19 protein-coding genes and 1 riboswitch are annotated in these 20,859 nt (G+C 59.5%); of the genes, 5 read left to right on the top strand and 14 right to left on the bottom strand.

The window, feature by feature from the left end:
* Positions 1 to 296: 296 nt before the first annotated feature.
* The 4 genes from EMQ_RS13435 to ssb all read right to left on the bottom strand — a co-directional run bounded on the left by EMQ_RS13435 (position 297) and on the right by ssb (position 5,689).
* The gene (locus EMQ_RS13435) at positions 297 to 2,624 is read right to left on the bottom strand and encodes a xanthine dehydrogenase family protein molybdopterin-binding subunit (RefSeq protein ID WP_018307869.1); all 2,328 of its coding nucleotides are present in this window, start codon (positions 2,622 to 2,624) and stop codon (positions 297 to 299) included.
* Positions 2,617 to 3,105, bottom strand: coding sequence for a (2Fe-2S)-binding protein (locus EMQ_RS13430; RefSeq protein ID WP_018307870.1), 489 nt, complete (start codon positions 3,103 to 3,105; stop codon positions 2,617 to 2,619). Before EMQ_RS13430 ends, EMQ_RS13435 begins: the two co-directional genes overlap by 8 nt.
* Positions 3,106 to 3,138: 33 nt before the next feature.
* On the bottom strand, positions 3,139 to 4,467 hold the full coding sequence (locus EMQ_RS13425) for a c-type cytochrome (RefSeq protein ID WP_010668396.1): 1,329 nt from the start codon (positions 4,465 to 4,467) through the stop codon (positions 3,139 to 3,141).
* A gap of 661 nt (positions 4,468 to 5,128) precedes the next feature.
* Positions 5,129 to 5,689, bottom strand: a complete 561-nt coding sequence (gene ssb / locus EMQ_RS13420) for a single-stranded DNA-binding protein (protein ID WP_018307871.1) — start codon at positions 5,687 to 5,689, stop codon at positions 5,129 to 5,131.
* 281 nt (positions 5,690 to 5,970) lie between these two features.
* Here ssb and EMQ_RS13415 point away from each other — a divergent pair, with 281 nt between their 5' ends.
* Positions 5,971 to 6,297, top strand: a complete 327-nt coding sequence (locus EMQ_RS13415; RefSeq protein WP_010667176.1) for a hypothetical protein — start codon at positions 5,971 to 5,973, stop codon at positions 6,295 to 6,297.
* 49 nt (positions 6,298 to 6,346) lie between these two features.
* Here EMQ_RS13415 and EMQ_RS13410 read toward each other — a convergent pair whose 3' ends face one another.
* The 4 genes from EMQ_RS13410 to EMQ_RS13395 form a co-directional block, all read right to left on the bottom strand.
* On the bottom strand, positions 6,347 to 6,832 hold the full coding sequence (locus EMQ_RS13410) for a helix-turn-helix domain-containing protein (RefSeq protein WP_010667175.1): 486 nt from the start codon (positions 6,830 to 6,832) through the stop codon (positions 6,347 to 6,349).
* An 81-nt stretch (positions 6,833 to 6,913) separates the two neighbouring features.
* Positions 6,914 to 8,497, bottom strand: a complete 1,584-nt coding sequence (gene lnt, locus EMQ_RS13405; RefSeq protein ID WP_010667174.1) for an apolipoprotein N-acyltransferase — start codon at positions 8,495 to 8,497, stop codon at positions 6,914 to 6,916.
* A 27-nt stretch (positions 8,498 to 8,524) separates the two neighbouring features.
* The gene (locus EMQ_RS13400) at positions 8,525 to 9,373 is read right to left on the bottom strand and encodes a GNAT family N-acetyltransferase (RefSeq protein WP_018307872.1); all 849 of its coding nucleotides are present in this window, start codon (positions 9,371 to 9,373) and stop codon (positions 8,525 to 8,527) included.
* Positions 9,370 to 9,843: a Fur family transcriptional regulator gene (locus EMQ_RS13395; RefSeq protein ID WP_269208717.1), complete on the bottom strand. Its 474-nt coding sequence runs from the start codon at positions 9,841 to 9,843 to the stop codon at positions 9,370 to 9,372. The genes EMQ_RS13400 and EMQ_RS13395 overlap by 4 nt, the downstream gene beginning before the upstream one ends.
* A gap of 215 nt (positions 9,844 to 10,058) precedes the next feature.
* Between EMQ_RS13395 and EMQ_RS13390 the strand changes: the two genes are divergently transcribed.
* Positions 10,059 to 10,313: a sulfurtransferase TusA family protein gene (locus EMQ_RS13390; protein WP_010667916.1), complete on the top strand. Its 255-nt coding sequence runs from the start codon at positions 10,059 to 10,061 to the stop codon at positions 10,311 to 10,313.
* A gap of 5 nt (positions 10,314 to 10,318) precedes the next feature.
* Here the strand turns inward: EMQ_RS13390 and EMQ_RS13385 are convergent, their stop codons facing one another.
* The 6 genes from EMQ_RS13385 to EMQ_RS13365 form a co-directional block, all read right to left on the bottom strand.
* Entirely contained in the window at positions 10,319 to 11,404 is a 1,086-nt protein-coding gene (locus EMQ_RS13385) for a glycosyltransferase family 4 protein (RefSeq protein ID WP_010667915.1), read from the bottom strand.
* Between the two features lie 107 nt (positions 11,405 to 11,511).
* Positions 11,512 to 11,706, bottom strand: coding sequence for a cysteine-rich CWC family protein (locus tag EMQ_RS17405; protein WP_373278062.1), 195 nt, complete (start codon positions 11,704 to 11,706; stop codon positions 11,512 to 11,514).
* Entirely contained in the window at positions 11,706 to 12,302 is a 597-nt protein-coding gene (locus tag EMQ_RS13380; protein ID WP_010667914.1) for an HAD family hydrolase, read from the bottom strand. The genes EMQ_RS17405 and EMQ_RS13380 overlap by 1 nt, the downstream gene beginning before the upstream one ends.
* Complete coding sequence (locus EMQ_RS13375) at positions 12,302 to 12,772, bottom strand: hypothetical protein (protein WP_010667913.1); 471 nt, start codon at positions 12,770 to 12,772, stop codon at positions 12,302 to 12,304. Before EMQ_RS13375 ends, EMQ_RS13380 begins: the two co-directional genes overlap by 1 nt.
* 15 nt (positions 12,773 to 12,787) lie before the next feature.
* Positions 12,788 to 13,927 (bottom strand): DegT/DnrJ/EryC1/StrS family aminotransferase, encoded by a 1,140-nt coding sequence (locus EMQ_RS13370; RefSeq protein WP_010667912.1) that lies wholly within the window; start codon positions 13,925 to 13,927, stop codon positions 12,788 to 12,790.
* A complete protein-coding gene (locus tag EMQ_RS13365) occupies positions 13,924 to 15,939 on the bottom strand; it encodes a polysaccharide biosynthesis protein (RefSeq protein WP_010667911.1) in 2,016 nt (671 codons plus the stop codon). The genes EMQ_RS13370 and EMQ_RS13365 overlap by 4 nt, the downstream gene beginning before the upstream one ends.
* A gap of 88 nt (positions 15,940 to 16,027) precedes the next feature.
* Between EMQ_RS13365 and EMQ_RS13360 the strand changes: the two genes are divergently transcribed.
* The 3 genes from EMQ_RS13360 (at position 16,028) to EMQ_RS13350 (ending at position 20,770) form a co-directional block, all read left to right on the top strand.
* Complete coding sequence (locus EMQ_RS13360) at positions 16,028 to 17,062, top strand: MraY family glycosyltransferase (RefSeq protein ID WP_231367920.1); 1,035 nt, start codon at positions 16,028 to 16,030, stop codon at positions 17,060 to 17,062.
* Between the two features lie 121 nt (positions 17,063 to 17,183).
* A riboswitch (cobalamin riboswitch) is annotated at positions 17,184 to 17,390 on the top strand.
* A 103-nt stretch (positions 17,391 to 17,493) separates the two neighbouring features.
* A complete protein-coding gene (locus EMQ_RS13355; protein WP_010667909.1) occupies positions 17,494 to 19,743 on the top strand; it encodes a TonB-dependent receptor in 2,250 nt (749 codons plus the stop codon).
* Positions 19,733 to 20,770, top strand: a complete 1,038-nt coding sequence (locus EMQ_RS13350; protein ID WP_018307873.1) for a HoxN/HupN/NixA family nickel/cobalt transporter — start codon at positions 19,733 to 19,735, stop codon at positions 20,768 to 20,770. Before EMQ_RS13355 ends, EMQ_RS13350 begins: the two co-directional genes overlap by 11 nt.
* Positions 20,771 to 20,859: the final 89 nt, after the last annotated feature.

Here is a 20,859-nt window from a genome sequence, read left to right as displayed (position 1 = left end):
AAATATCCTTCTGTTTTCAGTTCATTCAAATGCAGTCGTCGAGCGACTGTAACCTTCCGTAATGTGTGGTGGTCACAGCCGTTTTTCAAGCGGGTACAGACCGACAAGAAACCAGCTACCCGATTGGGCTATCCTGAAAAACTGTTCTTCAAATTTGAGTAAACATAAGGAAGTTTTTGGGTGCCGCTTTTTTCAAAAAGGTGACCTCGTTTGAAGCTTTTTGAAAAAAGCTTCACCAAAAACTTTTAATTAAAAAAGGGGAGCAGAAACAAGCCCCACTCCCCTTCATAGCGCGATCAGGCCGCGCCTTTTTCCTTCAGCGCCGCCAGAACGTCTTCCGGACGAACCGGCATGTGACGCAGGCGGATGCCTACCGCGTTGAAGATGGCGTTGCCGATGGCCGCGCCAATGGTGGTCACGCCCGGCTCGCCGAGACCCATCGGCTTTTCCGTGCTTTCGACAAACTCGATGTCCATCTCCGGCACGTCCGGCATACGCAGCGGCGTGTAGGTGTCGAGATTACGGTCACGGCAGACGCCGTCAACGATCTCGCTGCCTTCACACAGAGCCATACTGAGACCCCAGAGCGCCCCGCCTTCCGTCTGCGCCAGCGCGCCATCCGGATCGACGATGGTTCCGGCGTCCAGCACCAGCCAGATCTTCTGACAGGTGACGACACCGGTTGTCCGATCCACATGCACCTGCACCGCACCGGCGGTCCAGGTCGGCATGCCGCGTTCCTGACCGAAGGTCGTCGCCATGCCAAGGGCCGTGTCTTTCGGGAGCGGCTTGCCCCAGCCAGCCTTCTCGGCCAGCCGTTTCACAACAGCTGCCTGACGCAGTGCGCCACCATTGGAATCCGGAGCCTGACCCTTGTTGCGTCCTTCCGGACCATTACCGTTCAGCAGTTCCAGACGGAAGGCGACCGGATCCTTGCCCAGAGCATGAGCCACTTCGTCGATGAAGCATTCCTGCGCCCACGGAGTCCAGCCCGCACTCACCGAACGCAGCCAGCCTGGACGGAAGGTTTCCTTGGCAAGATCGTTACTGATCGCTCGGACGCGCATTGTGCCGAAATCGTACCAGCTATCCGCACCCGCAATGGCGAACTGGTCGTACGGCTTGCCGTCCACACCCTTTTCCATGAACGGACCGGCCATCACTTCCGTCGGCCAGCCAGCCGTGGCGTGATGCTCGAAACCGACGATGGTGTTCTTCTCGTCCAGCGCCACACGCACTTTCTGCACGGACGGCGAGCGGATGGAGTCGAACTGCATATCATCGGAACGGGTCAGGATCAGCTTGACCGGCTTGCCGCCGATAGCCTTGGAAGCCAGCGCCGCCGGAACCGCATAGTCACCGTTCAGACGACGACCGAAACCGCCTCCGAGCAGGTAGCTGACCATCTTCACCTTGGATTCCGGCACGCCAAGCGCCTTGGCGATGACCGGCAGGAACAGGGTCTGCCACTGGTTACCGCAGTGAACTTCCCATGTGCCGTCCTTCAGCTGGGCGATCGCGTTCATCGGCTCAAGCTGATAGTGCATCACCGAAGCACAGGTATATTCCTGCTCCAGCACGCGCTTCGCGCCCTTGAACGCTTCATCGACGCCCTTGTCGTTGAAGATCATGGTGCCGACATCGGACTTCGCAATCAGTTCACGTCCGCGATCCTGAATCTGCTTTTCCGTGACATTGGCGGTCTTGCCCGGCGTCCACTCGACTTTCAGCAGATCTGTCGCACGGATGGCGGCCGGATAGCTTTTCGCCAGCACGACAACCCAGCCCGGCACCGTATCACTGGGATCTTCCAGCGTGATGTAACGGATATAACCTGGAACCTTCTTTGCTTCGCTGTCATCGACAGAAACGACCTTGGAGCCATAGCGTGTCGGCGGCATCTTCGGACGGCCATAGACCATACCGTCGATTTTCGCGTCGATGCCGTAGATCGCCGTGCCGTTGGTCTTGGACGGAATATCCAAAGACTTCACCGGCTTGCCGATCAGACGACGCTCCGAAGCCGGCTTGAGCGGCAGAGCCTTCATCTGGTCCGGCGTAAAGCTGCGTGTCGGCTTCGCCTTGGCGACGATGTCACCGAAGCTGATGGAATAGGACCCACCGATCACACGACCATTGCGGGCATGGCAGGAAGAGGCCGGAATCCCCAGCAGTTTCGCGCCTTCCTCGACCAGAATGGTCCGGGCGGCCGCACCGGCCTGACGGAACACATCCCATGTCATCCAGACGGACCATGAACCACCCGTGACCATCAGGCCCCATTTCGGGTCCGTGTCCACATAGGTGATCTTCACCTTGTCCCAGTCGGCTTCCATTTCGTCAGCGATGATCCGGGCGAGAGCCGTGCCGATATGCTGGCCCATCTCCGCGCGGATGATGTTGACGTTGATCGTACCGTCCGGCGCAATCGAGCACCAGATATTGGGCTCGAATTCCGGCGGCGGCAGAGGCGCGCCAAGCGGATAGGTCTGCGCGGCCTTCGACTCACGGGCGAAACCGAACAGGAATGAACTGCCGACGGCAGCCGAGAGGAAGCCACGCCGGGACAGGCCGCGCCCTGCGGCCCGGTCCTGCTGGGCGGCAATGCGTTCGAGCTTACCCATTGGAGTGATCTCCCTCCGTCTTGGCCGACTTCATGGCGGCAGCAGCTTCCTTGATGGCCTTGCGGATGCGGATATAGGTCATGCAGCGGCAGAGACTGCCGCCCATGACGCCGTCGATATCCTCGTCGGTCGGATCGGGGTAATCGCGCAGCAGACTGGCCGCCTGCATGATCTGTCCCGACTGGCAGTAACCGCACTGCGGCACCTGAATTTCCTGCCACGCCTCCTGAAGCGGATGGCGACCTTCCGGGTCCAGCCCTTCGATCGTGGTGACGTCAGCGCCTTCGATGGCGGAAATTGGCGTCACGCAGGAACGGGTCGCGCGTCCACCGACATGCACGGTGCAGGCACCGCACTGGCCGACGCCACAGCCGAATTTCGTGCCCGTCAGCCCGAGATCGTCCCGCAGAGCCCACAGCAGAGGGGTGTCTTCCGGCACGTCAAGCGAGACGTCACGGCCATTGAGTTTGAATTTGATCATGATACGGCTCCGTGATCCCAGCTCATCCGAGGCTCAGTGCGAGGAATTGACTGGTGGTTCCACCAGCTTGCGGGCGTCAGCAGCTTTCTTCTCCAGATCCGTCCATGGTGGCAGGGTTGTGCGTGTGCGGCGCAGATAGGCGGCGATACGCGCCATATCCTTGTCGCTGAGCGCATTATAGAAACTCGGCATTGCGACGCCGCTCTGACCTTCCTTCGCCGTCAGGCCACGCAGCATGACGAGGTAAAGGTTGGTCGGCTCTTTCAGCCACAGCGCATTGTTGAGCGCGAGTTCAGGGCGTCCAAGAACCGGTGCGGGTGCCGCGTTGTAATGGCAGGCACCGCAAGCGCCCTGATACAGACGCGCATCCGGGTCCGTGCTGAACCCGACGAGGTCTTTCTTGGAGTCCGCCATGGCGTGCTCAAGAGCGGCCTTGTCACCGGACACACGCTCGGCTGCATGGGCCTTGTCAGCAAAGTAATAGGCGATTGCGTGAACGTCCGATTCCGGCACGGTCGCAAGGAAGTCATGCGCGACAGGCGACATCGGGCCACCAGCCGGTCCATGCAGCGGAGCGACGCCGTTGCGCAGATACTGATACAGCTCGTCCTCAGTCCAGACGACAGGCGTCGGATTGTTCTGGTTCAGAGGCGGAGCGATCCAGCCGTCAACCACGCCACCGTCATATTCCTGACCGGGCAGTTTTTCGGCACCAGCAAGGTTACGGGGCGTATGACACGCGCCACAGTGGGCTGCGCCTTCAGCGAGATACGCGCCGCGATTCCATTCCGCATTATGGTTCGGATCAGGCTTGTAGCGACCCGGCGTGAAAAACATCAGCTTCCAGCTGGCGAGCGTGATGCGCGGAGAGATGCTAAGCGGGAAACCATTCGGACGACGCGTCATGTGAACCGCCGGGCGGGTCATGATCCACGCATAAAGATCCGAGATATCCTCGTCGCTCATCTTGGTGAAATGGTCATAGACGAACGCAGGCAGCAGATGTGAGCCGTCACGGGACACACCATACTGAAGTGCCCGACGGAAGGCTGGTTCCGACCAGTTGCCGATGCCCGTCTCCGGGTCCGGCGTGATGTTGGAAGAGAAGATGTCGCCGAACGGCGTCTCCATCTTGTAATCACCGGCAAGCGTCGGCCCACCGCCGTTATCCTGACGGGTATGGCATTCAACGCAGTAGCTTTCAGCCGCAACGATACGGCCGCGCTCAATCTTTTCCGCTGAAAACTGTCCCGGCTGCACAGGGGCGATCTTGGGAATGGCTGGCCACCAAGCGTACCAAAGAAATCCCATTCCGGCGACAATGCCGACGCCCGCAACGCCTGTAAGTATGCGTTTGATCACTCTCAACCCTCACTGCCGGGAAACCGACGGTCCTTCACAACATGGAAAGCGACACGCGCCCGTCCCGAGGCTCTGTCAGGACATTTGTGTCACTCTGCGCCACTTTTCAATAGATACATAAATCGGAACGTGGAACCTCAAAAGAGGAATATGATCTATGTCATGGCGTAATTTTTACTATCACTATGGCACAATGACCACATAAAACCGCAGGATAGTGAATAAAGTGTCTATATTCAAAGGAATATAGACACTTTATTTCTGCATGTTTTCACAATGAATATTGCGATCAGGTTCTTGGGGATGCTCAGAAACTGTGGCCACGCTCGCAAAGGCCGCAGCACGGCGGGGGCATCCCGGAGCAAACACAAAACATCCTGCGATGGTGGATGTTAAAAAAGGGGGGACTGCGTTCTTCCCCAGCCGTGCGGAACAGGAAGCAATCCTCACCCTCCGCGAATGACACGGACTGATCGGACACCGGTCAGATGGTCAACTGCTCCAGCCTGAAAGCAGGTAGCATTACCCATCATGAGTCATATGAAGTGAGAAAAACCTGTGCCGCTGATCACAGGCGACACAATCAATATAACGGAACGCGCCAGAACCGTTCTTCAAAAGGGGGAAGCATCAGCTTCTCCCCAGTAAAATCGCCCGAAACTCAGAACGGAATTTCGTCGTCCAGATCGCTGCCGCCCGGAGCATCCCAGCCGCCGGGGGAAGCCGGAGCACTGCCACGCGGAGCCGCACCGCCACCGCCTGCAATCCGGCGGGAACCACCGCCTGAGCCGCCGCCATAACCGCCACCACCGAAGCCGCCTGCCTCGGAGCCGCCGCCGTAGCCACCGCCCTCTTCGCCCTCGCCGGAGCCGCGACCATCCAGAAGCACCAGTTCACCACGAAACCGGTCCAGCACGACTTCGGTCGTATATTTTTCCTGTCCGGACTGGTCGGTCCATTTACGGGTCTGCAGAACGCCTTCGAGATAGACCTTCCGTCCCTTTCTCAGAAACCGCTCCGCGACGTCCGCCAGCCGGTCATTGAACACGACCACACGATGCCATTCCGTACGCTCACGACGCTCGCCGGAGGCACGATCGTTCCATGTGTCGCTCGTGGCCACCGAAAGCGACGCGATCTTCTGCCCGCTCTGGCTGGTACGGATTTCGGGGTCACGCCCGAGATTTCCAACCAGAATGACCTTGTTCACGCTGCCTGCCATTGTGGCTCCTCATTTATTCTATAGTGCAGAGTCCCTGTGCGCCGCCGGGTAGGGACAGGAAACTTCGCTATGGATGTCTGGTAAACCCCAGCCGGTCTTCCTGCAACGCGATTAATCTGCGATCGGACACATCGGCTCTTGAACTAACATGCCATCTCCGCCCTTATTGTTCCATCATTCTCAGACATGGTCAGCACTTGAACCGTTCACCCCCGCCAAATGTTCCGGCAAAAAGGCCCGCACCTTCCGGAACATCCGCACCCCGCCCCAGGGCAGCCCGCATGATTGATCGGGAGCAGCTCGAAGCTGCATCGGATGCCTATTACGCCTATTGCGGAGCGGCCTGGAACGATCTCGATCCCAAGGCCCAGACACATTACCGCACACGAATGCAACTGGGGCTCGAAGCGTTCGTCGCCAACATCTGGCGTCCCATCAGTTCGGTACCGCGCGATGGAAGCGCCGTTCTGCTGTTTCTGTATATGGAAGGACGGGGTGATTATGTCTGGCTGGACCGCTGGGATGTGCAGGACCGGCGCTGGCGTCTGGCTCCCCACGCCCGTCCGACGCACTGGGCTCCCCTGCCCCCGCCGCCTCCGCATCCATAAGCGGGAAAACCGAAAGGATCTCTGTGGACTGATGCGCTTAATGCGCTGTTCAGTCAGCGGGAGCCATTGAGCGGATCAGGTCCAGCACACGCTTTCTCACGCCCGCATCGGGAATACGATAGTAGGCGCGAACAAGTTCAAGCGTTTCCCGCCGCGAGAGCACAGCTGCATCGACGGTAGCCGGTGAAGACGCTCCCGGCATGGGCGGACCGCCGAACCCCTGCTGCGCCTCCGCAAAACCCATCACGGGTGCGGCCTGTGTAGCCTCCGGCGGAGGCGCCGTCGGCGCCAGAGGCATGTCGTCGTAGAAAAATCCGATAGGCACATCGAGCACCTTGGCGATCTCGAACAGACGCGAGGCGCTGACCCGATTGGTGCCACGTTCATATTTCTGAATCTGCTGGAACGTCAGGCTGATTGCCTCACCCAGCTTTTCCTGAGACATCCCCAGCATGGTGCGACGCAGACGGATGCGGGCTCCCACGTGGGCATCAAGGTCACTGGCCCGTGTCCCGCCATCTTCTGCTGCCGCCATAACTTCGTCCCCCGGAACACCCCCACCTGAGGGTTAGAAGAAGGTAAACATACAACCAGAGGATGAATTTGTTAACCTAGATTAACTGTCAGACCGCCACCGCACCCGCGAACGTGACGGAAACAGCGCAACAAGAGCAGCCAGCAGACACAGGGTGACGGGAATTTTCTGCCCGAACTGCGCAAACAGGGTGGGAGACAAGGCAGGCGGCATGGCGCGAACCAGCACGCCTTCGATTCCCCACTCGAGCCTGCCAAGATCATGCCCTCGTGCGTCATAGACGATTGACACGCCGGTATTGGCGGCACGAGCCACGGGTAGCCCTTCCTCGACGGCCCGCAGTCTGACAGCCGCCAGATGCTGCCGGGGACCGGCGCTGTTGCCGTACCAGGCGTCGTTGGTGACATTTACCAGCCAGCCCGGACGGTCATGATGATCCGCTACATGGCCGGAGAAAATCACCTCGTAACAGACCAGTGGGCCTGCGGCCTCAAAACCGGGCAGATGCCAGCTTCGTGGACCGGGACCCGGGGTCATGCCGCCGCCGGGGACTACCTGTAACGGCAGAAAACGGGGCTGATATTCGCCGAACGGCACAAGGGTCGCCTTGTCATAGACCGCCGCGACTCCTCCCGTTTCATCAAGCGCCACAACGGAATTGCGCCAGTGCTGATCCGGCCCCATCCGCAATGTGCCAACGATTCCCGCGTTGGCCCCTTCCGCTGCCCGAACGATCATCGATCGGGCTTCCGGATCTTCCTCCAGCACGCCGGGGAAGGCCGTTTCCGGCCAGACATAAACAACCGGATGAGCAGCCCCCTGTGTCCGGCCACTTTCTTCCAGAGCCTGAGCGACACCTCGCTGAGTGAGTGTCAGATACCGCTCAAAGACTCGCTGCATGTCGGAGCGGCTGATCTTTTCCTGTTCCGGCACATTACCCTGCACCAGCGCCACGACGGGAGCGGTCGGGCCAGCGGCAGCAACATCCGCCTGATGCGCCAGACCATAGAAACGCAGCGCGCCACTTCCCGCCCACAGCATGATGGTGAGAACACCAACCGCAGCCCACCGGCGTCCCAACGGCATAGTCAGCGCGAGAATCACGGTCAGAAGCGTCATTCCATCCACACCGATCCATGCGGCGGGCTGGATCAGGATGTCGCCTGCAAGCCCATGAATGGCCCAATCACTGCCGAGCGGATTCCATGTGAAGCCGCTGAACAGGAATTGGCGTCCCATGTCGCAGAGCGTCCAGATCGCCGCGAAGAGCATGCATCGCCGCCATCCTACCGGAACGCAGCGACAAACCGCCGCCGGAACCGCTGCGAAAGGCGCGAGAATGAGCGCGCAGCCGAGAGACGGGAACGGGACAAACCACCAGAATTCGCTGGCGCGGATCAGAATGGCGTTGATGAGCCAGTAAAGACCGACCGCATGCAGACCGAAACCAAAGGCAAAACCGGCCAGCGCCGCCTGCCTTGTGGTCGGGGCGCGATCAATCGCCCGCATGAGCACCAGAAACGCGAACGGCAGAAGGGGAAGAAGATGCAGCGGAGGGAAGGTGAAAGCAGCGACACCGCCTGCGAGAAGCGGCATCCCCATCCCGCGCAGGGCAACACCGGTCCGTCTGAGCAGTCCGACTTTCTGCGGCTCAGGTGAACTCATCGGATCAGAGACCGGACCGGATAACCCTCAATCGAGAGCGTCACGCAGCCTGCGCTCATAGTGACGATAGTATTTGTCGGTCATCAGCTCGCTTTTCACGAGAACGGCGACATCGGTGGTCTTGAACTGTGGGTCCACCACCGCACCGTCACCAACATACCCGCCAAGCCGCAGGTAGCCCTTGATCAGCGGCGGCAGACGGGTAAGCGCTCGGCGACGATCAAGGGTAAGCGGGTCCTGCCGCAACATTTCCACGCGACGGTCGGGCAGGGCCTTCACCCGTAGCGCCGGAGGCGCGAGGTGATTGTGGTAAAGGTAGGTCAGTTCCTCGCTCAGTTCTTCGGGGTTTGTCCCCGGCAGACTGGCGCAACCGAACAGAACGTCGATCTTGTGCAGGAAGATGTAGGACGCAATACCGCGCCAGAGAAGCTGCATCGCGGCACGTCCGCGATAGCGGACATCAATGCAGGAGCGACCGACTTCCAGCAGACGGCCGGGAAACTTCTTCAGTGGCCCGATATCGAATTCGCTCTCGCTGTAGAAGCGTCCAAGCTTTGCCGCCCGATCGCCCTGCATGAGACGATAGGTTCCAACCACGCCCGCCGCTCCGGAAGAGACGGCGTGATCGATCACCAGAAGATGATCGGCATACTCATCGAATTCATCCATGTCGCGCTTGAGGCGGAAGGTGCGCTCATCGGGCTGCGCTCCCATTTCCTCGAAAAACACGCGATAGCGAAGTTCCTGTGCGGCCTCGATCTCTTCCGGCGTGGAGGCGATCCGCACACCAAGGTTGCCGCCGCGCAGTTCGTGAAAACCGTCGCGCTCGAGATCGAGAGCGGAAAGACCACCGCCTTGCGGAGTTTCAGCACTCATTTGCCGGTCCCCCGCGTTTTTTTCGTGGCTTTCGGACGCTCGGTCTTCGCGGTGTCCGGAGTGGGCAGACGCCGCCCGAACAGTTCGAGGCGCATGGAAATCAGTTCGAATCCAAGACGATTGGCAATCTGACGCATAAGCGCTTCATGCTCTTCGTCCTCGAACTCCAGAACCTTGCCGGTTTCCACGTCGATAAGATGATAGTGACGACCATGCTCGGTCGCCTCGTAGCGGGCACGTCCACCACCGAAATCACGACGTTCGAGGATGCCTTTTTCCTCAAGCAGGCGCACGGTCCGATAGACCGTGGCGACCGAAATCTTGGGATCCAGTTCGGACGCCCGACGATACAGCTCTTCCACATCCGGATGATCTTCCGCATCCGAAAGGACACGGGCGATCACACGGCGCTGGCCGGTCATCTTGAGGCCACGTTCCACGCACAGACGCGCAATGCGGGAATCGGACAGATCTTCTGCCTTGGCCTTGGAGCCCTGACGGAACGGAGATGGGGTAGAAGCCGGACTCACGGCATACGTCCTGCTGCCTGTGTATGCGCAACCATATGCTTCGCCTAGCTGATTTCCACGCGGTTTGTCCACTCACGGCCCGCGCTTTGTTTGGTATTTACCACATAATTCCGTGGAACTTGAAGCCACCCGTTCCGACGGCCACATAGGACATCATGAACGAGTCAGACGCCCCTCCCCTTCTTCTGGATATCACCAGCGAGACCTGTCCCATGACATTCGTGCGGACCCGGCTTGCTCTGGATGGACTGCCTGCTGGTGGACTTCTGCGTGTCACGCTTTATGGCGAAGAACCGCTGAAGAACGTTACACGCTCAACTCAATCTCTCGGCCACACCGTCCTCGCCACCGAAGAAGAGACAGGAAACGGACGCTACATACTGACGATTCGCAAGAAGGAAGAGGCCTGATTGCGTCAGACCTTTCCGCAGACATCCCGGGACAGCTCAACATAGCGTTGCGCATAGGCGACTGAACTCAGCGCCGTCTTCATGCGCTCCTGAGCCTTTTCAACCCGCTGTTTCGCCACCTTCGGATTTGCTCTTACTTCCCGAATTGCAGCAGCGAGGGCGGCAGGATCGCCCGGCGGCACGTACAACACCGCATCGTGATCGAGATAATCGGTCAGACCGCCGCAGTCGGTGGCGATAAGCGGCACACCGAAATAGATCGCTTCCAGAATCACTGTAATGCCCGAAGCGTGGCGGTTCTCGCTCAACGGCACCACCACGACATCCGCCTGCTCATAGGCCGCGAACAGCGTCGCGTTGTCGCGGATCTTCATGACCTCAATATTGCGATGCCCCTTCGCTGCCCGGGCCGCAGCCTTGCTGCTGCTGGCGATCCGCAGCGTCGCATCCGGTAACGAGGACAGGGCGGAGCAGAGCGTCGGCCAGTCGCGATGTTCGTCATTGCCCAGCGAAAGAACTTTCATCGGGCCGTTGTCATGCGGACCACGGGCCGGACGCATGCCCACCGCCTTGATCCCGAAAAGAACGCTCTCCACGCGCACCCACGGGAACAGGCCGCGTGCGTCCTGACAGTTCAGCGATGATAATGTGGTGAGCACATCCAGCCGATGCAGCAGAAAACGGTAGAGCAGACGACGCGGCCACGGCTGTTTCGCCCACCGATCCACCAGCCAGACAGTCTGCCCGAGCAGTTTGGGAACACGTCCTCGCATCAGGCGGAAGAGCAGCAGCACGCCCAGCGTCTGGGACTCCGTGTGGGTCCACACGACATCCGCTTCCAGCATTTTCTCCCGATTCCGCCAGGCATGGACGACATCGAACCCAAGGATGGCGCGACCGGCGTAGCGAATCAGTTTCTGAAGGCGTGTCTCAGGACCATCAGACGCATAAACGACCTGCACGTCAGGAGACGCCGCATGGTTATACCCGTAGGCATGCTCCTCATTGAGGCCGAGCAACTTGCCCGACCGCCAGAGCTTCCCCCACGTTTCATTGCCAAAGCCCCGGGCCAGATGCACGAAAACCTTCATTCGGCCACTCCTCAGCTTGCGATCATGTAGTCAGCCACCACACGCCCGCCTTTTCTCTTCGACGGCGACAATCAAGCCGAGAATAATGGTTTATTAAGGGTTTTCCATCAGGTTTCGGGCTTTTGTTGTAATTTATGTATTTTATTTACCTCAAAAGCAGCCGCCAGACAGGCAGGACATAGGCAACCGCTGTTCAGGTTTTCAGGAGGAACCGGCAACTCCGGTGGCAGCTTCATGCACCAGCAATCCGCAGACGCCAGACATTCCAGCGGTGCGTTACAGCGGGCGCAGCGGGTTTCCATCAGGCGTCACCACGAAAGTCCGACCAGGGCCGCACATCTTCAGCCGCCATCCCGGCTGCGTGAGCCGCTTCCAGTCCCTCGGTGCTGTCTTCAAACACCAGACAGCCCGATGGCTTCACACCCAACCGCTTCGCCGCCAGCAAATAGATATCGGGAGCGGGTTTCGGGCGCTCCACATCCTCAATCGTTACGATTGCGTCAAAGACTTCAAGCAACCCTATTGCGGCAAGGGAGGCTTCCACCACTTCCCGCGAACCGCTGGACGCCACGGCGCGCGGCAGTCGTCCTGCCCATTCCCGCACCAGTGCCACGACCGGCACGTTCTGCTTCACGCCCGGCAGACGGTTGCGTACGCCCTCCCGTGTAGCAGCCATGATCGCCGCCCGGTTGAGCGTGATGCCGTGCGTCTTTTCCAGTTCAGACAGGACCATCCCCTCTGAATAGCCCCGACGACTGAAGAACCACTCCGGCGACACGTCGAGGCCCCCCTTACTCTTCAGCGCCTCCAGCCACGACGCCAGATAGAGCGGCAGACTGTCGACCAGCGTGCCGTCGCAATCAAAGATCAGCGCTTCCGTTCCGGCGGCGATCTGCATCAAGGGAAAGCCGATCGGGGGAAGACCTGTCCGTCGGCAAGTTTACGCAGCGGCGCGAAGTCCGTATCCGAGAAACTTTCCGTACGCACTTTCGAGCCGTCCGGCGATTCCAGAAAGACGGTATTGTTCCAGTCCGCCGCACTGATCCCCGTCCAGAGCGTCAGCACGATCGGGTCGGCATGGCCATCGGTGGTGCCCTCAAGCTCCACGCGCGCATCGCCACTGGAAGGCGGCGTCTGGCTCAGCGGACCCCAGCCGCCGGGATGATGCTTGAACCAGTCGTTCAGCATGGCGACCTCATCCTGCGTGAGCGGGCGAGATTGCCGCATCGGTCCCACCACGATCTTGCCAGCTGTCACTTCCGGAAATTTGACGGCCACGAAATTGGGCAGCGCCGCCATCCAGATCACCAGCGCCGTTCCGATCGTAAACACCAGAAAGGTGATGATGAACGCGGTTTCCTTCCTCATAGTCCTGTCAGTCCTTTAGCCACGCACGGCGGCGATCACGCGGGCGACCTCCGCGTCTGTCAGTTCGGGGTGGATCGGCAGCGCCAGAATCCGCTGCGCAAGGGATTCGGAGACCGGCAGCGCAACGCCGTCATGATGATCCCGGTAGGCGGGCTGATGATGCAGCGGCAGCGGATAATAGATCGCCGACGGCACGCCTGCCGCTTTCAGTCGCTCCTGTGTCGCACTCCGCTCGGCGGAATCCGTCAGCAGCACGGAATAGATCGCCCACGCACTGGCGCTGTCAGGCACACGGGCGGGAACGGTCACCACATCCTTCAGTCCGGCGTCATAGGCGTTCGCAATCGCATCGCGCCGGGCCAGTTCTTCCTTGAACACGTCCAGCTTGGCCAGCAGAACCGCCGCCTGCAACGTGTCGAGACGACCGTTCATGCCGGTGCGCAGCACTTCGTAGCGGGTCTTGCCTTCGCCATGCGTGCGCAGCGAGCGATAAAGCTCGGCCCGCTCCGCGTCATCCGTCAGGATCGCGCCGCCATCGCCATAACCGCCGAGCGGCTTGGATGGGAAAAAGGACAGCGTCGTCGCAACCGCTTCCGCACCAAGATTACGACCATGATATGCGCCGCCAAAGGACTGGGCGCAGTCATCCATCAGGAACAGACCGTAATCTGAAGCAATTTCGCGCAAAGCCTCCCACGGCGCGGGCTGACCGAACAGGTCTACGCCGACAATCGCACGCGGCTTGAGCTTGCCGTCCTTGCGGACCTTTTCGATCCGCTCACGCAGATTGTCCGGGTCGATCTGGAAGGTGGCAGGATCGACATCCACGAAAACCGGCGTCGCCCCCAGAACCAGAGGCACTTCCGCCGTCGCCGTGTAGGTGAAGGCTGGCAGGAACACGGCGTCGCCGGGTCCGATATTCTCCGCCATCATGACGATCTGGAGCGCATCCGTGCCGGACGAGACACCGACGCAATGGCCGACTCCCGACCATGCGGCCAGTCGCTCTTCCAGCTCCGTCACCTCTGGTCCCAGCACAAAGCGGCAATGTTCCAGAACCACATCGATCCGCTGCTTCAGCGGTGCGCCTAGGCGACGCTGCTGGGCTGGAAGATCAAGGAAAGCAATCGGCTTCTGCCCGTCCGGCGTGGTCATGAGGTCAAGCTCTCCCTGTCCTGATCGGTGTCCGGCGCGGCGTCATTGGCCTCGCCGGTCGCGTTGTGATCGAATTCCGGCACAAGATAGCGCAACACGGCCATCGCCGCCTCCGTGTCTCCTGCATGCGCCAGAACAGCAATCCGGTCTACCGCGTGCGCCACATCCTGATAGTCCACAACACGCGGGGCTGCCATCAGCAAACCCGGCGCATCCGTGGGAACCGGGGCCTCACGGCCGTGAAACAGTTCCTCGAACAGTTTTTCACCGGGACGCAGGCCCGTAAAGGTGATCTTCACGTCCTCGTCGGGACGAAGACCCGCAAGCCGGATCATCTGGCGCGCCAGATCGACAATCCTTACCGGTTGTCCCATGTCGAGCACGAAGATACCGCCCTCCCGCAACAGGGCGTCAGTTCCGGCCACGCGCTCCGTCTGCGACGGCTTCTCGGCCATATCCTGCTCAAAGCGAAGACCGTCAGTTCCCCGCACGCTGGCCTGCAGGACGAGACCGACCGCCTCCGGCACGGTCATGAAATAGCGCCGCATGTCAGGATGCGTGACGGTCAGAGGACCGCCACGTTCAAGCTGCCTGCGGAACAGCGGCACGACCGAACCGGTTGAGCCCAAGACATTGCCGAACCGGACGGTTACGCACCGCAACGGCTCGCCGGCATGACGCGCGGCGATGTCGAGCGCCTGACAGTACATCTCCGCCGCCCGCTTGCTCGCACCCATCAGACTGGAGGGATTCACCGCCTTGTCGGTCGAGATCATCACCAGCGCCCGCACACCGTGACGCCGGGCCGCATCCGCCACGATCCGCGTGCCAACAACGTTGGTCAGCAAGCCTTCGCAGGCATTCGCCTCGACAATCGGCACATGCTTGAGCGCGGCAGCGTGAAACACCAGCGCCGGACCGAACTGCGCGAACACCTCGTCAATGCGGTCGCTGTCGCGCACATCGGCCACAATCACGCTGCGCGAAACATGCGGAGCCAGTTCCCCCAGTTCCACGTCAATCTGCCACAGGGCAAACTCGCCGTGATCCAGCAGCACCAGATGTTTCGGAACAAAACCTGCGATTTGCCTTGCAAGCTCTGAGCCAATGGTGCCGCCTGCCCCCGTGACCACCACGACTTCACCGTGGATCATGCGCTCCATACCCGCCTTGTCGAGCGGCACCTGCGGCCGGTTCAGAAGATCCTCGATGGCGACAGGACGCAGTGCGATTCTGTCCGCTGGCGTCAGATCGGTCAGAACAGGAGCCCGCATGACGGCGATTCCGTGCGTCTCGGCGGCTTCCAGAACACGCGCGAGACCGCTGCCCCGAAAATTCGGATCGGTCACCACCAGCGTATCCGGCAGCGTGCCCTGCGCGTCCATCGCGTTCAGCAGGATCGCTACATCCGTCACATGGCCAAGGATGGGCACATTATGGATACGACGACCGGCCTGATGTGTCCCCTGCCCGATCAGACCGGTCACACGGACACCCGCCTCCGGATTACGATCGAGCGCCCGGAGATACAGGTCAGCGACCTGATCCGCACCGATCAGCACCACCCGCCGTTGCGCGATGCTACGTCGCGTGATCCCGTTGCACAGGCGATAGGCCATGCGCAGGCCACCCAGCATGGCTGTCAGGGTCAGCGCGTAGATGAGTGGAAAGGTCGGGCTCGGCAGTGGAAAGCCCGTGGCATAGAGCCCCAGCGTGAACAGCGCCGAACTGGCGATGGACGCGCCCGCAATACCGAGAAGATCGGACAGGCCGGAAAAGCGCCAGTATTGCTGCGGCATCCTGAAAGGCAGGCCGCTGACCACCAGCGTGATCGCGCCGCCCGCCAGAAACCACAGCGGATGCAGCAGCCCGTCGCGCGGCGCGGCCAGCCATCGGGCGAACGGCGCGGCAACAGCGGCCACACTGCCGTCAAGCAGAACGTTGACCAGAATCCGATTGAGTGGTCGCAGCCGGGTATTTCGCGGCGCGACATCCGGGCGTTGCGGGACCATCACGCTCGCCGTATAGCCCAGCTATGCGTCGGCTAGAAGCAACGAAGCCGAGGTTTTTCATATCAGTTCGTGGCTTTCGATGTTTCACATGTATCCGGCTCTTGGCCTTCTGCTTCTTGCTTACGTCATTTCGGCGCTTCTCTGCCGCCGGATGATCGCGGTCGCCGTGCTCGATACGCCGGGACATCGCAGCGCGCACACGGCTCCTACGCCAAAAGGCGGAGGCGTCGGTGTGATCGGAGCGTTTCTGCTCCTGTTTTTCCCGATGCGTTATCTCTGTGGCGTGCCCGCTCTCACGCCTGACAGCGTGACGTTCTGGTGCGCGATCGCCTTTCTGGCCATCATTTCGTGGCTCGACGACGTGTATCAGTGGTCGCCCCTGATCAAACTTGCCGCCCAGATCCTGTCCGCCATCATGGCCACCGCCGCCATCCTGCCTATGGGTGGCTTTGCAAGTCCCGCATGGTTTCTCATGGCCGCCCTGTGCGCGATCCTGTGGACAGTGTTTGTGACGAATGCGGTCAACTTCATGGACGGCCTCAACGGTCTGGTTTCCGGAACGCTCTGTCTGGCGTTCCTCTGTCTTGCCCTGCCCTTCTGGCCTTCGGATACGCCGGAACTGCGTCTTATCGCGGCCCTGCTGACTTTCGGACTGCTGGCGTTCCTGCCGCTGAACTTTCCTCATGCCCGCATCTTTCTCGGCGATGTGGGCAGTCAGGCATGCGGGCTGCTCATCGCCGCTGCGATGCTGGTTCTGGCGACACCTGCCATCGCACCAGCGATTCCTGACCTTCACACGGCGCTGCTCGTTCCCTGCCTGATTGCAGGATTGCTCTATGATGTGGCCTTCACCCTTGTTCGCCGCGCTTTCGCTGGAGAAAAGCTGTTACAGGCGCATCGGGGGCACCTTTACCAGATAGCCTTTCGTTCCGGTGTGCCTATGCCTGTTGTGACCCTGCTGCACTGGGCTTTTGTGCTGTGGGGCGCGGGGATGTATGCGCTGCTTTCCCTGCCGCCTGTCGAATCAGTCTGGCTGACCATTGCCGCTGTCGTTCTGCCGCAGCTTGTCTGGACGGCGTTTGTGGTGCTGCGAGTGAAGAAACACCCCGTAGGACGATGGTAGGATAGAAGCATCCGTCCTGTAAGGCTGGTCCCTGCCGGACAGGCGAAATTTCCGTGCATCAAGCTCATCAACGCCAGACCCGAACGTCACCGGAAGGATTGACACAACCGGGACATTACAGTTCTGGTGTGCCCTGCATGGTTCTTCATCCTGTTTCGGCAGAATGAAGCTAAGAGGGAAGTCCGGTGCAAGACCGACGCTGCCCCCGCAACTGTAAGTGGTGAGTTGCCAATCGCCCGTATGTCACTGGAGACAGTTCGTTTCCGGGAAGACTGATTGGCCACGATGACCCATGAGCCAGGAGACCTGCCGTGCATGTTTTCAACCACCGGCGGGGTGCCCGGGGCGGCTGTGCTTCGCGTTGCGGTTTTCTCACTGTAAACCTGATGCGCATATGTCTGCCCTGTTCCTGTCATACTGAACGGGTTCAGATGACTTTACAGTTTCCGGACAGGCAGACCGAACGCTGCGGTAACGTTCGTTATCCGCGCCTGCCTCTGCACCAGCGCCATCCGGTTTTCCCGCTCTGTTTTTCGTTTCTGTTCGGCGGTCTGCTTTGCATGTCAGATGACGCCATTGCTGCCCCGGAGATTCTCCCTCCGCCGAGAAGCGGTCAGAAAACAACCGCAGCGAAAAACGTGCGTCCCAAAACTCTCAAGCCCGCAGTCGAACTGATCAATGTCACGGCTTCCCGTCGCAACCTGCTGGGACGGGCCGCGACGGCAAGCGAAGGCTCCATTACAGCCCGGGAAATCCAGCTTCGTCCGGCTTATCGTGTCGGTCAGATTCTGGAGGCCGTTCCTGGCCTGGTCGTCACGTCCCATTCGGGCGAGGGAAAAGCCAACCAGTTTCTTCTGCGCGGGTTCAATCTGGATCACGGCACCGACCTCGCCACTTTCGTGGATGACATGCCGATAAACGGCGTCAGCAACGCGCATGGTCAGGGTTATACGGACCTCAACTTCCTCATTCCCGAACTGCTGTCAGGCGTGGACTACACCAAGGGCCCGTTCCACGCCGATATCGGGGACTTTGGCGTTGCGGGTTCGGACCACATGAAACTCGCGGATGATGTGCCCCGACAGATTTCCCTGAGCGCAGGGACGCTGGGAGATTATCGCGCCTATCTGGGTGGGACGGCGCATCTCGCGAATGGTGATCGCTGGGTCAATGCTTTCAGTCTTTCCCATACGGACGGTCCGTGGAAATATCCTGACAATGCCAGAAGCATCAAGGCGATTACCCGTTATGCGCATGGTGAAGCAACGAACGGCTTTGACCTCACCGGGATGTTCTATCGCGGACAGTGGCGCGCCACGAACGAACAGCCTCTGGCCACCTACAGCGAAGGACTGATCGGTCGATATGGGTCGCTCGACCCGACGGATGGAGGATTTTCAGAAAGGTACAGCCTGTCTGGTCATTATCATCTTGCCGACGACAACTGGAAATGGGTGACGAGCGCCTTTGCCGCGCATGACCGGCTGACATTGTGGAATAATTTCACGCATTATCTGGATGATCCGGTCAATGGCGATCAGCAGCAGCAGGATGAAACGCGCACGACCGTTGGTGGCAGCAGTGTCTACTCACGGGAAGACCATGTCGGACGGGTAAGAACAGACACGCAGGTTGGCGTGCAGGGTCGGTATGATTTCCTGTATGTCGATCGGCGGCACACACGGCAACGCGTGACACTGGTAGCCTGTCCATCCAGTCTGGAAGCAACAGTCCCCTATCTCTGCAATGCGGACGACATCAATCTTGGCGCGGCGGGAATGTTCGTTCAGAACACAACGCACTGGCTACCGTGGTTCCGAATGATTGTTGGTCTGCGCGAGGACTATCAGGGAGGCACGGACAGCAATCTGGTAGATGACAGTCTGACCCGCAAACATCAGTGGCTCTTTCAGCCCAAGGGGAGTCTGGTCTTTGGTCCCTGGAAAAAAACCGAACTTTACCTGAGTGGTGGACGAGGTTTCCATTCCAATGACTTCCGGTCAGTATCCGGCTCTTACACTGCGGATGAATTTGCCAAGGGATCGGTCAAAGTGCCTCTCATGACATCCGCTGTCAGCGGAGAAGTCGGAGTAAGAGCCACTCCCCTTCGACACCTGAATGTGCAGGCGGCAGCTTTCGTCATCGATTTTGATTCCGAGCTCAGTTACGACGGAGACGCTGGCGTCACGTCGCCCGGTCCAGCCAGCCGCAGACAGGGCGTTGAACTCTCCGCGCAGTACAATCCCTTTACCTGGCTTGAGTTCAATACCGACCTGTCTTTTGCTAAGGCGCGTTATCAGGCGAAAAACCTGGCCAGCTATGGAATTGACGGACGCTACGTGACAAACGCGCCCAGCTTTGTCTGGTCTTTCGGTATCATTGCTGATCGTGGGCCATGGTATGGCGGCCTGCAGGTCCGCTGGCTGGGAGGCTATCCGCTGGTTGAAGACAACAGTTTGCGATCAAAGGGCTATCAGGAGGTCAATCTGAACATCGGTTACCGCTTCACGAAGAATCTCAAACTGGAAGCCAGCATCTTCAATGCCTTCAATGCTCATGCCTACGCCGCGCAGTACGCCTACGATTACCGCCTGACACCGACTTCAGCAGTGCAGTCCGGAGCGACCGGTCATCCCATTGAGCCGATCTCGGCACGATTTGCGGTGCAGTATGGCTTCTGATCTCGCTCAAGCGCCTCAGCCCGCTCTGCGCCTGCGTATTATCGTGCTGGGAAGCTGCCTGGTTCTTGCCAATCTGGGAATCTGGATGTGGGCACTGGTGCTTTTCAGGCACTCCCCTGTGTTGCTGGGTAATGCCCTGATTGCTTACGGGTTCGGCCTCCGGCATGCCGTGGACGCGGACCATATCGCCGCCATTGATAACGTGACACGTCAACTCATCCAGATGGGCAAACGACCGCTGACGCTGGGCCTGTGGTTTGCGATCGGACATTCAACGCTTGTCGTAATCGCCACATTCGGCACGATCGTGCTTTCCCACACTTTGCAGGATCATCTGGAAATATGGCGCAATATTGGAGGCGTGATCAGCACAGTCATCTCGGCAGGCTTTCTGTTCATTCTCGCCCTGATCAATCTTCTGGTTCTGCATTCGACCTGGCAGACCTACCGAAATGTCAAAAAGCATGGGGAAGAAAAGCCTGAAACCATCGAGAAGATTCTGGCTCAGAAAGGCGTGCTCGCCCGCTTTCTCAGACCGTTATTCCAGCTGGTTTCCAAAAGCTGGCACATGTTTTTTCTCGGCTTTCTGTTCGGTCTGGGGTTCGATACGGCAACAGAGGTCTCCCTGCTCGGTCTGTCGGCAACCGAGGCCAGCCGTGGCATCGCCATTGCATCCATCATGATTTTTCCAGCGCTTTTTGCAGCAGGCATGTCCCTCATTGATACGGCGGATGGCGTGCTGATGACAGGCGCCTATCAATGGGCGTTTGTCGATCCTCTTCGTAAACTTCGTTATAATATCGCCATCACACTGGTTTCCGTGCTTGTCGCACTCGTCATAGGCAGCATCGAAGCGCTCAACCTTGTTGCCGATCAGTTCAATGCACAGGGAAAGCTCTGGAATCTTGTTGCGTCACTGGGAGACAACTTCAACACGCTTGGTTTTATTGTAATCGGACTGTTCGCTCTGGCGTGGGCCGGTTCAGCCGTCATCTATCGGTATGGCAAGGATAAGCCGTCGGTCTGATCAATAGAGCCGCATTGAATCTGGATTTGAAAAGACCCGAACAGCAGGTTCCACGAAACGCTTCTACTCTTCATTACCTCAGACAATAA

This window comes from Acetobacter aceti NBRC 14818 (assembly GCF_000193495.2).
Taxonomy (GTDB): domain Bacteria; phylum Pseudomonadota; class Alphaproteobacteria; order Acetobacterales; family Acetobacteraceae; genus Acetobacter; species Acetobacter aceti.
The sequence above is the reverse complement of the archived record's forward strand: the minus strand, read 5'-3'. Positions and strand labels throughout refer to the sequence as shown.

What these genes read in the sequence shown, in the direction of transcription:
- EMQ_RS13415 (WP_010667176.1), top strand. Translation starts at nt 5,971, where the DNA reads ATGATTGATCGGGAGCAGCTCGAAGCTGCATCGGATGCCTATTACGCC.
- EMQ_RS13365 (WP_010667911.1), bottom strand. Translation starts at nt 15,939, where the DNA reads ATGGTCCCGCAACGCCCGGATGTCGCGCCGCGAAATACCCGGCTGCGA.
- EMQ_RS13355 (WP_010667909.1), top strand. Translation starts at nt 17,494, where the DNA reads ATGACTTTACAGTTTCCGGACAGGCAGACCGAACGCTGCGGTAACGTT.
- EMQ_RS13430 (WP_018307870.1), bottom strand. Translation starts at nt 3,105, where the DNA reads ATGATCAAATTCAAACTCAATGGCCGTGACGTCTCGCTTGACGTGCCG.
- EMQ_RS13370 (WP_010667912.1), bottom strand. Translation starts at nt 13,927, where the DNA reads ATGACCACGCCGGACGGGCAGAAGCCGATTGCTTTCCTTGATCTTCCA.
- EMQ_RS13390 (WP_010667916.1), top strand. Translation starts at nt 10,059, where the DNA reads ATGAACGAGTCAGACGCCCCTCCCCTTCTTCTGGATATCACCAGCGAG.
- EMQ_RS13380 (WP_010667914.1), bottom strand. Translation starts at nt 12,302, where the DNA reads ATGCAGATCGCCGCCGGAACGGAAGCGCTGATCTTTGATTGCGACGGC.
- EMQ_RS13350 (WP_018307873.1), top strand. Translation starts at nt 19,733, where the DNA reads ATGGCTTCTGATCTCGCTCAAGCGCCTCAGCCCGCTCTGCGCCTGCGT.
- EMQ_RS13385 (WP_010667915.1), bottom strand. Translation starts at nt 11,404, where the DNA reads ATGAAGGTTTTCGTGCATCTGGCCCGGGGCTTTGGCAATGAAACGTGG.
- EMQ_RS13410 (WP_010667175.1), bottom strand. Translation starts at nt 6,832, where the DNA reads ATGGCGGCAGCAGAAGATGGCGGGACACGGGCCAGTGACCTTGATGCC.
- lnt (WP_010667174.1), bottom strand. Translation starts at nt 8,497, where the DNA reads ATGAGTTCACCTGAGCCGCAGAAAGTCGGACTGCTCAGACGGACCGGT.
- EMQ_RS13360 (WP_231367920.1), top strand. Translation starts at nt 16,028, where the DNA reads ATGTATCCGGCTCTTGGCCTTCTGCTTCTTGCTTACGTCATTTCGGCG.
- EMQ_RS13400 (WP_018307872.1), bottom strand. Translation starts at nt 9,373, where the DNA reads ATGAGTGCTGAAACTCCGCAAGGCGGTGGTCTTTCCGCTCTCGATCTC.
- ssb (WP_018307871.1), bottom strand. Translation starts at nt 5,689, where the DNA reads ATGGCAGGCAGCGTGAACAAGGTCATTCTGGTTGGAAATCTCGGGCGT.
- EMQ_RS17405 (WP_373278062.1), bottom strand. Translation starts at nt 11,706, where the DNA reads ATGGAAACCCGCTGCGCCCGCTGTAACGCACCGCTGGAATGTCTGGCG.
- EMQ_RS13375 (WP_010667913.1), bottom strand. Translation starts at nt 12,772, where the DNA reads ATGAGGAAGGAAACCGCGTTCATCATCACCTTTCTGGTGTTTACGATC.
- EMQ_RS13435 (WP_018307869.1), bottom strand. Translation starts at nt 2,624, where the DNA reads ATGGGTAAGCTCGAACGCATTGCCGCCCAGCAGGACCGGGCCGCAGGG.